The organism is Bacillus sp. WC2507 (assembly GCF_052656125.1).
The window spans coordinates 4,764,264-4,777,607 of sequence record NZ_JBQXPN010000001.1; the positions used below are offsets into that span (position 1 = coordinate 4,764,264).

The 13,344-nt window shown below is 37.1% G+C and carries 10 protein-coding genes and 1 riboswitch; of the genes, 4 read left to right on the forward strand and 6 right to left on the reverse strand.

All coding sequences use genetic code 11. The annotated features are described in order from the left end of the window. Positions 1-11 precede the first annotated feature (11 nt). The 5 genes from ACUN28_RS25120 to ACUN28_RS25140 form a co-directional block, all read right to left on the reverse strand. Entirely contained in the window at positions 12-746 is a 735-nt protein-coding gene (locus ACUN28_RS25120) for an amino acid ABC transporter ATP-binding protein (RefSeq protein ID WP_000623596.1), read from the reverse strand. 28 nt (positions 747-774) lie between these two features. Continuing rightward, a complete protein-coding gene (locus tag ACUN28_RS25125; protein WP_033660041.1) occupies positions 775-1,473 on the reverse strand; it encodes an amino acid ABC transporter permease in 699 nt (232 codons plus the stop codon). After that, positions 1,460-2,257: an amino acid ABC transporter substrate-binding protein gene (locus tag ACUN28_RS25130; RefSeq protein ID WP_016089167.1), complete on the reverse strand. Its 798-nt coding sequence runs from the start codon at positions 2,255-2,257 to the stop codon at positions 1,460-1,462. Before ACUN28_RS25130 ends, ACUN28_RS25125 begins: the two co-directional genes overlap by 14 nt. A gap of 270 nt (positions 2,258-2,527) precedes the next feature. Beyond that, positions 2,528-4,528, reverse strand: coding sequence for an ABC transporter ATP-binding protein (locus ACUN28_RS25135; RefSeq protein WP_016136531.1), 2,001 nt, complete (start codon positions 4,526-4,528; stop codon positions 2,528-2,530). Continuing rightward, positions 4,525-6,285: an ABC transporter ATP-binding protein gene (locus ACUN28_RS25140; protein ID WP_016136530.1), complete on the reverse strand. Its 1,761-nt coding sequence runs from the start codon at positions 6,283-6,285 to the stop codon at positions 4,525-4,527. Before ACUN28_RS25140 ends, ACUN28_RS25135 begins: the two co-directional genes overlap by 4 nt. A gap of 642 nt (positions 6,286-6,927) precedes the next feature. On the opposite strand from ACUN28_RS25140, the gene gapN reads away from it, so the two are divergent. Beyond that, complete coding sequence (gene gapN, locus ACUN28_RS25145; RefSeq protein WP_016133705.1) at positions 6,928-8,367, forward strand: NADP-dependent glyceraldehyde-3-phosphate dehydrogenase; 1,440 nt, start codon at positions 6,928-6,930, stop codon at positions 8,365-8,367. A gap of 42 nt (positions 8,368-8,409) precedes the next feature. Here the strand turns inward: gapN and racE are convergent, their stop codons facing one another. After that, positions 8,410-9,237 (reverse strand): glutamate racemase, encoded by an 828-nt coding sequence (racE, locus tag ACUN28_RS25150; RefSeq protein ID WP_016136529.1) that lies wholly within the window; start codon positions 9,235-9,237, stop codon positions 8,410-8,412. A gap of 200 nt (positions 9,238-9,437) precedes the next feature. Beyond that, positions 9,438-9,624, forward strand: a riboswitch (Lysine riboswitch). A gap of 146 nt (positions 9,625-9,770) precedes the next feature. Here racE and ACUN28_RS25155 point away from each other — a divergent pair. From ACUN28_RS25155 to ACUN28_RS25165, 3 genes are all read left to right on the forward strand, one after another. Then, positions 9,771-11,195 carry an amino acid permease gene (locus ACUN28_RS25155; RefSeq protein ID WP_016136528.1) on the forward strand — a complete coding sequence of 475 codons (1,425 nt, stop codon included), beginning with the start codon at positions 9,771-9,773 and terminating at the stop codon, positions 11,193-11,195. Between the two features lie 59 nt (positions 11,196-11,254). Further along, the gene (locus ACUN28_RS25160; RefSeq protein WP_016089173.1) at positions 11,255-12,454 is read left to right on the forward strand and encodes an ABC transporter permease; all 1,200 of its coding nucleotides are present in this window, start codon (positions 11,255-11,257) and stop codon (positions 12,452-12,454) included. A gap of 345 nt (positions 12,455-12,799) precedes the next feature. Next, positions 12,800-13,315, forward strand: coding sequence for a type 1 glutamine amidotransferase domain-containing protein (locus ACUN28_RS25165; protein WP_016089174.1), 516 nt, complete (start codon positions 12,800-12,802; stop codon positions 13,313-13,315). Positions 13,316-13,344: the final 29 nt, after the last annotated feature.

The window sequence follows — 13,344 nt, forward strand, 5'->3', positions numbered from 1 at the left end:
CCTTCCTTCATTTATTGCAACATTTGTAAAAACTTTTTCGTACGTTCTTCTTTTGGATTTGTAAATACATCTTCTGGTGTACCTTGTTCGACAACGACACCGCCATCCATGAAAATAACGCGGTTCGCAATTTGATGCGCAAAACGCATTTCGTGCGTTACAATAACCATCGTCATGCCTTCTTTAGCAAGTTCTTTCATTACTTTCAGAACTTCTTGAACGAGTTCAGGATCAAGCGCTGACGTCGGCTCATCAAATAATAAAACTTCCGGCTCCATTGCAAGCGCGCGAGCAATTCCAACGCGCTGTTGTTGTCCGCCTGATAATTGGAACGGATATAAGTCTACTTTATCCGCAAGACCAACTTTTTCAAGGAAATAGTTTGCTTTTTTCTTCGCTTCTTCTTTCCCCATCTTTTTCACTGTAACGAGCCCTTCCATTACATTTTGAATTGCTGTTAAATGCGGAAATAGATTATGGTGCTGGAATACCATACCTGTTTGTGTACGAAGATTGACAATATCTTTCTTCGATACTTTTTGAGCGAAGTCGAGCTCTTTATTACCGATACGAATACTACCAGCGTTCGGCGTTTCTAGCACGTTGAGACAACGCAGGAATGTCGTTTTACCAGATCCCGATGGCCCGATAATAACAACAACTTCCCCCTTCTCAACTGATAAATCTATATGCTTTAGTACGGTATTATCTCCGAAACTTTTCTGTAAATGTTGAATTGAAATCATAAAAACAAAAACTCCTTTTATGAAAGGGTTATTTTAGAGTGTAACGTTCTGAACGTTTTTCTAATATTTGTTGCACGATAGATAATAAGAAGCAAATTACCCAATAAATAAGACCTGCTTCGAAATAAACAATTAAAAACTCGTAGTTCATTGCCGCAATTTCCTGCGCTTTTCGGAACATTTCTGTTACTAAAATTAACGATGCTAACGAAGTATCCTTCACTAAGCTAATAAATGTATTTGAAAGCGGCGGAATGGATACACGCGTTGCTTGCGGTAAAATAACACGTTTTAACGCTTGCGGGTATGTCATCCCAATTGTGTAAGCTGCTTCCCACTGCTCTTTCGGAATAGAAAGGATAGAAGCACGAATAATTTCTGATGCATATGCACCGACATTTAATGAAAATCCAATAACTGCTGCTGTATATGGCTCAACTTCAATATTAAGAGTTGGAAGACCATAGAAAATAATAAATAATTGTACAAGAAGTGGCGTTCCGCGAATGATAGATACATAGATACGAGCAATCCATTGTAAAATACGACTACCTGAAATACGTGCAAGCGCAGTTAACGTCGCAAGTATAATCCCGATAATAAATGTAATAAGCGTTAATGGAATTGTCGTAAACACAGCTTCCTTCAGCATAGGCATGAAGGAAGACTGCATAATATCTATCCAAGTAGACAATCGATCTGAAACCAATGCACTACTTAGATACATTTTCACCGAACCATTTTTTCGCTATTTTGTCGTACGTACCGTCTTTTTTCATATCTTCTAACGCTTTGTTTACTTCTTGTACTAGCTTGTCGCTACCTTTACGGAATAAGAATCCACTTTGTGACGCTTCTTTTTCTGTATCTACAATTTTAATTTTTGCATCTTTTTTCGTTTCTAAATAGTTTAACACTGATAATTTATCATTAATTGTGAAATCAACACGGCCAGTATTTAATAATTCTGCCGCTTGGCTAAAGCCTTCTACATTCGTGATTTCCGCACCATTTTTCTTAGCAATATCTGCATAGTTACTTGTTAAAGATTGTGCTGCTTTTAACCCTTTTACATCAGCAAATGTAGCAGGTTTATCTTTATCCTTCGCAATAACTAATACCGCTGAAGATGAAACGTATGGACTAGAGAAATCATATTTCTTTTGACGATCTTCACGAATACCAACTTCATTCGCAACCATGTCGAAACGTTTTGCATCTAAACCAGCAAGTAAGCTATCCCATTGTGTTTCTTTAAATACAGGTTTTACTCCTAAACGTTTTGAAACTTCTTCTGCTAATTCAACGTCAAATCCAGTTAATTTATTACTTGAATCGTGGAATGTGAACGGTGGATATGTACCTTCTGTTCCAATTACAAGTTCACCACTTTGTTTTATCTTTTGTAACGCATCTTGATTAGCTGTATCTTTTTTCTCTTCTTTACCGCAGCCCGCTACAATCCCGATCGCTAATGTAGTTACTGCAAGTACTGAAAATAATTTTTTCATAATGGTAATCCTCCAAGTATTCTGATAGGAATTTAAAAACTATATTGATTGTATGCAATCTTGAACAATTTTTCAATGAAAATGTTCTTATTTAGTTTATCCTTTTTCTTCATAATCAAACAAAATGGAAAAATAACGCTACATACAAAAAATAAGTAACATTTTTTAATATAGCATTTATAAAGAAAAAGGTAAAACAATACTTCTTATTTAACTGCCCTGATTCACTAAAAAAAGAACTTGTGAAAATCACAAGTTCTCCTCTACCTATTAAGCGCTCTGATTACCTTCCATTTGCGTTTTGTACATATCGTAATAACGCCCGCGCTTTTTCATTAGCTCTTCATGAGAGCCTTTTTCTAAAATCGTTCCTCTATCAAGCACAATAATTTGATCCGCGCTTTTAATGGTTGAAAGACGGTGAGCGATAATAAATGTCGTTCTTCCTTTTTTCACAACTTCTAGCGCTTGTTGAATCATCGCCTCTGTTTCTGTATCAATACTAGACGTTGCTTCATCTAAAATTAAAATGGCCGGGTCAAAAGCGAGCGCTCTAGCAAACGATATAAGCTGACGTTCTCCGGTTGAAAGTGTACTTCCTTTCTCTGTAATTTCTTCATTTATATTGTTTGCAAACCGTTCAGCACCAACATCACGCAATGCTTTTACGATACGCTCTTTTGAAATTTTTTCGTTCTCTAAGCTTACATTAGAAGCAACTGTCCCGCTAAATAAAAACGGATCTTGCAGTACGATTCCCATATGCTCACGCGTTGCTTGTTTCGGCATCTTTTTTATATCGTGTCCATCAATTGTAAGCTTTCCTTTTTCAAACTCATAAAACTGAAAGAGTACATTCATAATCGAACTTTTTCCTGATCCAGTATGACCGACAAGTGCCACTGTCTCTCCTTGTTTCGCTTCAAAAGAAATATTTTTTAGCACTTCATCTTTTCCATTGTAAGAAAATGACACATTATCAAACTTCACATTTCCTTGTAAGCGAGGCATACGTTCTTCTTCTACTGCTTCCCCTTTTTCCTCTAACAGTTCAAAAACGCGCTCTGATGCAACACGCGATTGTTCTAAGTTTGCAAGCTGATTTACCATATTTGTAATTGGTGAGAACAATCGTGTTAAATAATCAACGAACGCATACAGTATCCCTAGAGAAATGACGCCTGAAGCACTTAATGAAGCACCACCGAAATACCAAATCACACCTGTGAAAGCGATATTTCTTAATACAGACACTAAGTTATGCGAAGTTGCTGCATTTAAATTCAAAATTTTATTTTGATACTTAAAATAATCGCCATTTAATTCTTCAAACTCTTTTTTCGTTTCACGCTCTTGACGGAACGCTTGAATTATTGGCATCCCTTGAATGGATTCATTCACTGTTCCGTTAATATCAGATAAACGTGAACGCATTTTATGATTGTATACAGACGCATATTTTCTATAAAGAATCGCCCAAACAATTAAAATCGGGATAATTAATAAACATAACGACGCAAGCTTCACATCTAGTAAAAATAGCGCAGCAAATATTCCAATAATATAGATGATACTAGAAACGAATGTCGCAAGTACCGTTACATATAAATCACGAATGGCTTCCGTATCATTCGTTACACGCGATACAATTTTTCCTGCTGGTAAATGATCGAAATAACGAATCGGTAGCGTTTGAATATGAGAAAAGACATCTTCCCTCATAATTTGAATAATTTTGTTCGCTGCTTTCTGTAAGAAAAATTGCTTTCCGTATGCAAACAATGAGACAACTACTAATAAAGCGAAATAACCACCACCAAGTAATAATAGGGGGTTTATTTCTGGTTTATAAAAAGCAAACACTTCTTCTTTCGTTAATGCTTTCGCTTTATACACTTGCACCGCCTTACCATTTTGAACGGTAATCATATCACCTTTTACAGAACGTGACCCTTCAACATTCACTTTATTCGGTACAAAGTAGTATTGAAAACCGACTTGCATCACGCGTACTTCTTTTCCTTTTTTCTCGCCTTCCTCAAAGCGATCACTTCGCTTATAAAAGGTGCCATTATACGAAACAGCCTCTGCACTCTTTTCTGTTTCATACCAAGGTTTCTCTATCCCGACGATATGATCGTCAATCATCGTTTTCGCGACGAGAGGACCCGCAAGCTCTGCGATGACGAAAATAAATAACATTAGCATCGCTGCAAAAATTGCCCCTTTCACTTTCATCGCATATTGAAACAATCGTTTTGAAACACTCATATTTTCACCCCACTATCCGCACTTTCACTTTCCCCTTGTTGTCTTTCAAACTGCTCCGCATACCAGCCTCCGCTTTTAATAAGCTGATCATGCGTACCTTCTTCCATAACTTCGCCTTCTTCCATAACGAGAATCCAATCCGCATGTTGTACGGCAGATAAACGGTGCGTCGTAATAATTGTCGTCTTTCCGCTTCTCTCTGTTCTTATATTCTCAATAATCGCTGCTTCAGTACGAGCATCAACAGCTGATAAAGAATCGTCCAAAATTAAAATTTCCGGATTTTGAATAACCGCTCGCGCAATCGAAATCCTTTGTTTTTGCCCTCCTGATAAAGAAACACCCTTCTCTCCAACGAGCGTTTCTAACCCTTCTGGTAAAAACTCTAAATCCTTTTTAAACGCCGCAATTTCAATTGCTTTCTCGAGTTCTTCTTCCGTCGCTTTCCTATTTCCAAATAAAATATTTTCTCTCGCCGTTTTTGAGAACAAAATATGTTCCTGAGGTACATACCCAATCCAGCCGAGTACATTTTCATTCGTCATTTTATCTAACGTCACATCAGAGACTGCAATATCCCCATCTCCAAGCGGATATTGACGAAGAAGCTGACGTACAAGCGTCGTTTTTCCGCTTCCTGTTTTTCCAACAACCCCAAGCGTTTCTCCTTGTTTTAAGGTAAACGAAACCTTCTTTAAATTTGTTTCAGTTGATGAGGGATATGAAAAGGTAACTTCATCAAACTGAATATAATTCGGCTCTTGTACAAGCTTTGGATTTTTTGGATTCTTTACATCCGGTTCGTACGCTAACGTTTCATTTACTCGGTCTAACGAAGCGTTTCCTCTTTGCATAACATTAATTAATTCGCCAATTGCAAACATCGGCCAAATCATCATCCCTAAATACACGTTAAAAGAGACGAGTTCACCAAGTGTCACCTTCGATTGAAATACAAGATATGCGCCATACACTAAACCAATTAAATAACTAAGGCCAACAAGCATTTTCACAGTTGGCTGGAATAATGCATCAATTCTGGCTACCTTCATATTTTTTTCGTAGACGTCATCTCCTAACTGATGAAATCTTTCTTGATCTGCATTTTCTTGTACGTATGCACGAATAACGCGCACACCAGCGATTGATTCTAATACTTTATCGTTCATATCACCGAACGCATCTTGCGCAACTGTAAATCTTTCATGCAATTTCTTTCCATATATATTCATCGCATACGCCATAATTGGAAGCGGTATAAGTGCCGCAAATGTAAGCTCCCAACTAATTGTAAATCCCATCATAAAGACAATCGTAAGCATATATAAACTCGAATCCACGAGCGTTAATATACCGAAACCAGCCGTCATAGCAATTGCTTTTAAATCATTCGTTGCTCTCGCCATTAAATCGCCAGTACGATTTTTTTGATAAAACGTCGGTGTCATTTTAAGTAAATGCCCCATAAATTTAGAGCGCATCGTCTTCTCCAGTACGAATGCACCGCCAAACAATTGATGTTGCCAAACGAATGTGAGGCCATATCCAACTATCGTAACCCCTATTAAAATAAGAATAGATTGCATAATTGCTTCGTTCGTTAACGTTCCTGTTTTTATATTATCAATCGTAACCCCTAACACTTTCGGAGGAATAACCTCAACTATATTCACAATTAAAAGAGCTCCAATGGCGATACTATATCTCTTCCAATGCTCTTGAAAAAACCATTTTAACTTTAGTAATACTGATAACAATGTAACCTCTCCCTTCTCGTTCTCGTTTCACTCTCACATCTTTATCCACTATCCAGACCCATCATATTTACATTTCGTAACCCATACAATCTCATCACATTTTTCCACCTTCCAAAGTTTGTTTTATCGTAACCATACAAAGTATGGAAACAAGCAAATTAGACAAAAAAAAGCATACCGCCGCTTGACGATATGCACAAAAATGCATAAAAGCGTACGTTACGATATACGCAACGTACGCTTTTTATAAGACAAAGATGCCCTATATATCCGTACGGGTTGCGTAATGATATGAATGTTTTCTGCCATTTAACAGAGCTAAACTCATTACATTTACGATTACAATCATTACGCACACCCCCTTCATTTATTTTCCATTTATAATCTTACAACTTTATTGAGTATTCTGTCAATTATTTTTTTAGCTATAGAATAAAATAATTTTTTATCACCAAAAATGAAGGGGATTCATAATACGATACATCCGTTTGAAATAAGAGAATCTTCTGTAAGAAAGGGCATACACAACAAAAAAAGAATAAGAAATCGTTTTCACAAACATTTCATTTGAAAAATGTTATCAAACCCCCTACAATCACCTTATACTCACTCTTACAAGTTGCTATTTTAGGAGGACTAATCATGACAACTAGCAATACGTACAAATTTTATTTAGACGGAGAATGGAGAGAAAGCTCTTCAGGAGAAACAATCGAAATTCCATCTCCATACTTACACGAAGTAATTGGACAAGTACAAGCAATTACTCGCGGAGAAGTAGATGAAGCAATTGCATCTGCAAAAGAAGCTCAAAAATCATGGGCGGAAGCTTCTCTACAAGATCGCGCAAAATATTTATATAAATGGGCTGATGAGCTCGTAAATATGCAAGATGAAATTGCCGATATCATTATGAAAGAAGTCGGTAAAGGATATAAAGATGCGAAAAAAGAAGTTGTTCGTACAGCTGACTTCATTCGTTACACAATCGAAGAAGCTTTACATATGCACGGAGAAAGCATGATGGGCGATAGCTTCCCTGGCGGAACGAAGTCTAAACTTGCGATCATCCAACGCGCACCACTTGGTGTTGTATTAGCAATCGCACCATTTAACTACCCAGTAAACTTATCTGCTGCAAAACTTGCACCAGCATTAATTATGGGTAACGCTGTTATTTTCAAACCAGCAACTCAAGGTGCAATTAGTGGTATTAAAATGGTTGAAGCACTTCATAAAGCTGGCCTTCCAAAAGGTCTTGTAAACGTAGCGACAGGACGTGGTTCTGTAATTGGTGACTACTTAGTAGAACATGATGGCATCAATATGGTATCGTTCACAGGTGGTACAAACACAGGTAAACATTTAGCGAAAAAAGCTGCAATGATTCCACTTGTATTAGAACTTGGTGGTAAAGACCCTGGTATCGTTCGCGAAGATGCTGACTTACAAGATGCTGCAAACCATATCGTAAGTGGTGCATTCTCTTACTCTGGTCAACGTTGTACAGCTATTAAACGTGTACTTGTACACGAAAACGTAGCGGATGAGCTTGTTGGCTTATTAAAAGCGCAAGTAGCTGAACTATCAGTTGGATCTCCAGAACAAGACAGCACAATCGTTCCATTAATCGACGACAAGTCTGCTGACTTCGTCCAAAGCTTAGTTGACGACGCTGTTGAAAAGGGTGCAACAATCGTTATCGGTAACAAACGTGAGCGTAACTTAATTTACCCAACATTAATCGACCACGTAACAGAAGAAATGAAAGTTGCTTGGGAAGAGCCATTCGGCCCAATCCTTCCAATCATCCGTGTTTCTTCAGATGAGCAAGCAATTGAAATTGCTAACAAATCAGAGTTCGGCTTGCAAGCAAGTGTCTTCACAAAAGACATTAACAAAGCATTTGCAATTGCTAACAAAATCGAAACTGGTTCTGTTCAAATTAACGGACGCACAGAGCGCGGCCCTGACCACTTCCCATTCATCGGTGTAAAAGGTTCAGGTATGGGCGCACAAGGTATTCGTAAGAGCCTTGAGTCTATGACACGTGAAAAAGTAACTGTATTAAACTTAGTTTAATCTTATATGTAGAAGCTGATCTAGTTTTAGATCAGCTTCTTTTTATTTCACGATTTGTTTTTCCATAAGTAAATTCACACCTTCTACAGAAATTTGATACCCTAGCCAACGCTCAGCAATATGTTCAAATGATAAAATAGAGCCTGTTGTAAAGAAGCGATGCTTCGGATTCAAATTGTCAGACAAAATTCCTTTGTGCTGTAAAATAGTGCTTAACTCTATCGCTGTTTCTTCTGCAGAACTAATAATCGTTACAGCCTCTCCTAACTCCTTTTTTATATAGGACTCTAAAAGTGGATAATGCGTACACCCAAGAATTAACGTATCTATATCTTCTTTCGTTAATGGCAGTAAAGCTTGTTTCACTTGCTGCATGACATATGCTGTGTCTTCTAATTGATTTTCTACAACTGTAGCTAAAGTCGGACATGCATGACTATGCACTTCCAAATATGTATCCAGCTCGTGTAATGCTTGTTCGTACATATTAGATTTTATCGTACCTACAGTTCCAATTACTCCAATTCTCCCTTTCTTTGTCACTTTAATTGCAGCTCTTGCTCCCGGATGTATAACACCAATAACCGGGATGGGAAGTGCTTCTTGCAACGCGGTCAATGCTGCAGCTGCACCAGTATTACATGCTACAACTAGAGCTTTTAATGGAAACTGCTTGAGGAACTCAACCATTTCAAATATGAAAGATTGTACCTCCTCTACACTTCTCGGCCCATACGGGCAACGCTCATTATCACCAATATAATAAATGCTCTCTTTAGGCAATTGTCTTATAATTTCACTCGCAACTGTTAATCCCCCAACTCCCGAATCTAGCACACCTATTACTGAATTTTTATGACATGTAGACATATACTTCATCCCCTTCTCAATCTTCTAGCACCAATAATGTTTATTATATTATGAAAATTCAATATTACATAATAATCCCTATCCCTTTTAATCACAAACTCTTCTCTATAATCTGATTATTACCATATCCATTGACGTATAAAAATACATTTGTTACTCTTAAATACGTTAATTTAATATTTAAATCCTCATTCGTATCTCGGTGAGGTAGAGGTTGCAGTCATTAAGAGTATCATTTCAGGAGATGTAGTGGCATTGATGAAGGAATGAGAAAGGAATGATTGCCGAAGTAAGTTGTGTCCACCATGCACACTTGCTGGGTCTGCATTTAATAAGTGCAGAACTGTCACAAACGAAACGTTTCGTTTGTGGAGAGCTATCGAGAGGTATGTCGTGGGTTTCTTATAAGATAGAAAGCATGTAGCGGCAAATTACGTGCTTTTTTTGTTTTGTTTGGAACTTTTCTTCTCTACTAGGAAGACATACATATCTCCTCGCTTGACTTGGTTATACTAACTTTGGAGGTATTTTCTATGCAACAAAAAAAATGGGGCTTTTGGGTACTAACAGCTTTCGTTGTCGGCAACATGGTTGGCGCTGGTATTTTCATGGTGCCAAGTACGTTGGCACAAACAGCAAGCCCTCTCGGTGTCACTTTAGCTTGGTTAACAACAGGATTTGGTGTTTTAATGCTAGCTCTTGTTTTCGGTAATTTAGCAATTCGTCGTCCTGATTTAACGACAGGACCGCAAAGTCATGCATATGCTTTATTCTCATCACCAAAAAAGAAAAAAATGGCTGGTTTCAGTATGGTGTGGGGATATTGGGTTGCAAACTGGGCAAGTAACGTTGCCATCATTACATCTTTCGCGGGATATTTATCACTCTTCTTCCCAATTATGAAAGATACACGACTACTATTTTCAATCGGTTCTTTTAACATAGAAGTCGGGAAACTTATTACATTTACGATTTGTTCCATCCTACTTTGGGGAACTCACATTATATTAACAAACGGTGTAAGCGGAGCTGGAAAACTAAACTTCTTAGCAACAACAACGAAAGTAACTGGATTCCTATTATTCATCGTCGTTACTTTATTTGCTTTCGAAGCTTCTAAGTTCGGACAATGGTACACACCGATGATCGATAAATCAGGTGTTTCACACGGTCTACTTTCACAAGTAAATTTAGCTGCTCTTACAACGCTTTGGGCATTTATCGGAATTGAATCAGCAGTACTTTTATCAAACCGTGCTACCTCTCCGAAAACAGTAAAACGCGCAACGGTGGCAGGATTACTTATTACAGTTGCCATTTACTTAGGAATTACAATTTTAACAATGGGTGTACTTCACGTTGATACATTACAAGCTTCTGAACGTCCATTAGCAGATGCATTAAACGCTGCAATGGGTCATGGCGGCGGGAAACTGATGGCATTACTTGCTCTTACTTCCCTATTCGGTTCTATCTTAGGTTGGATTTTATTAAGCTCAGAAGTACCTTATCAAGCAGCAAAAGAAGGTTTCTTCCCTTCCTTCTTCACAAAAACAAATAAAAAAGGAAGTCCAATTTACTCATTACGTTTAACAAACATTATGTCGCAAGTGTTCTTGTTCTCAACATTATCAGGAACCATTGCGGAAGCTTATACATTCGTTATTACCGTATCAACATTAGCCTACCTCATTCCATATCTCGTTTCACCAATCTTCCAGTTAAAACTAGTCGCAACTGGTGAAACATATAAAAATGAAATGCGGGCAAGAATTACAGATGGCATAGTTGCAGTTATCGCACTTTGTTACGCACTATGGGTTATTAAAACAGGAGCATCCGATATAAAAACGTTCCTTCTCGGAATTGGTTTATTCGTAATCGGCTTTGCTTTCTATCCATTAATGAATCGTGATCAGAAAAAAAATAACGAAAAGAAAAACGAGCAAGTTGCATAACGCAATTTGCTCGTTTTTTCTTTTGTAAAACATATATAATAGAACAAAGAGGTGAAAACATGTCAATTGAATCGTTATGGAGCAGTCGCTTCCAACAACATATTCAAAATATCATTACATACTTTGCACGTATGATTAACGGTTTACTATATAGCTTTATCTTCGTTGCCTGTATAGGTGCTTACTATTACGCAAAGTTTCTTAAGACAGCTCCTTCTAAAGGACTATCTTTACTACTCATCACGATTGTACTTACATTCATTATAACGAGATGCCCTATCCGTACATTTATTCAGAAACCTGATGCTGTCTATTTACTCGCACTAGAAGAGAAATTAACATCTTATTTTAAAAAATCTCTTCTATATAATTACATCATTCAGCTTTTCCCATTATTATTTACGTTCCTTATTCTCGTACCACTTGCACTGCAATCATTACAATTAACTGTACCTTTCTTATGTACAATCTTTATCGTTTTAATGATTACGAAAGCTTGGAACATGTACATACATTGGATGTGGCGTGATGGTTATGAAAAAAATATATGGCTGATCATCCGTATTACTTGTAACGCCTTACTCATTTACATGCTGTTTTATTCGGCAAATGTTCTCATATTAGGCGGATTGCTCTTGCTACTTGCTTTCCTGCTTCTATACACGAAAAAACAGCCTACAAAACGAATACCGTGGGATTACATAATCGAACAAGAAGAGAAAATGGACGTTCGTTTTTATCAATTTGCTAGCATTTTCACCGATGTTCCGCAACTGAATAAGCAAGTAAATAAAAGAAAATGGCTTACAAATTGGATTGAACCTTTATTACATAAAAAAAGAGCAACTTTCTTCTATTTACATACACTAGCATTTTTACGTGGAAATGATTATTTTGGTATATATATTCGCTTAGGGTTAATCGGTGCTTTCGCCCTATACTTTATTCCAAATATATACGTAAAAGGTGCTATTGCTTACATCGTCCTATATATGATTTCTATGCAGCTTCGTTCTCTATGGAAATATTTTTCAGGAAATATTATTGTAGCATTATATCCAATTGATACTGAAAAACGAATGCATCAATTTCTTCGCTTAATCTTTATATTGTTAAGTATTCAACTCATTGTATTTTCAATTGTTATACTCATTGCTACGGGACAATTACTGCATGCTTTGATTATTATGGTGATCGGGGTAATCTGGATCAAATTTATTATTGTACCAAAAACGAAGCAACGTATTTCTTCGTTTTAACGAAAAGAAATATCTTAAAAGCCAAGGAGCGAATAAATTTTCTCCTTGGCTTTTTATTTTTAATTCTACACCTATCAAAAATCCCGGTAGGTTCGTCCTGTTTTTTCTTAAGCATAGAGTGCTAGACACCCCGCCTTCCCCTCCGGTGTTTTATAGCTTAATTATGATTTTTACATACAAAAACGATAATACATGTTTACGTCCTAATAAAAAGGGTATGTATTAAATTAACAGGGCAAAGGAACTGGAGGGAATGAAAAAACATGAATTAAAGTTTCACTTTATAAAAGGCATTGCTCAAAGAAGATTCTGGAACCGATACTATAATGTAAGGAGCTGACTGCAATGAGTAAAAAAATTGCTATTTTAATAACGGATTATTTCGAGGATACAGAATACACAGAGCCAGTAGAAGCTTTTAATCAAAAGGGATATGAATTAACAACTATTGAAACGGAAAAAGGGAAAACGGTACACGGTAAACAAGGAAAAAGTGAAGTCGTAATTGATAAAAGTATTGATGATGTTTCTCCAGAGGACTTTGATGCCCTCTTCATACCAGGCGGGTTTTCCCCAGATATACTTCGTGCAGATGAACGTTTTGTTCGCTTTAGTAAAGCATTTATGAATGCGGATAAACCTGTTTTCGCTATTTGTCATGGACCTCAGCTACTTATCACTGCAAAAACACTTGAAGGACGTGATGTGACTGGATATAAATCTATTGAAGTCGATTTGAAAAATGCCGGTGGAAATTTTCATGACAAAGAGGTTGTCGTATGCCAAAATCAGCTAGTAACAAGTAGACAACCAGAGGACATCCCAGCGTTTATTGAAGAATCGTTGCGTATATTAGGATAGCTAATTTGCTTCACTAACCTCCTTTTATT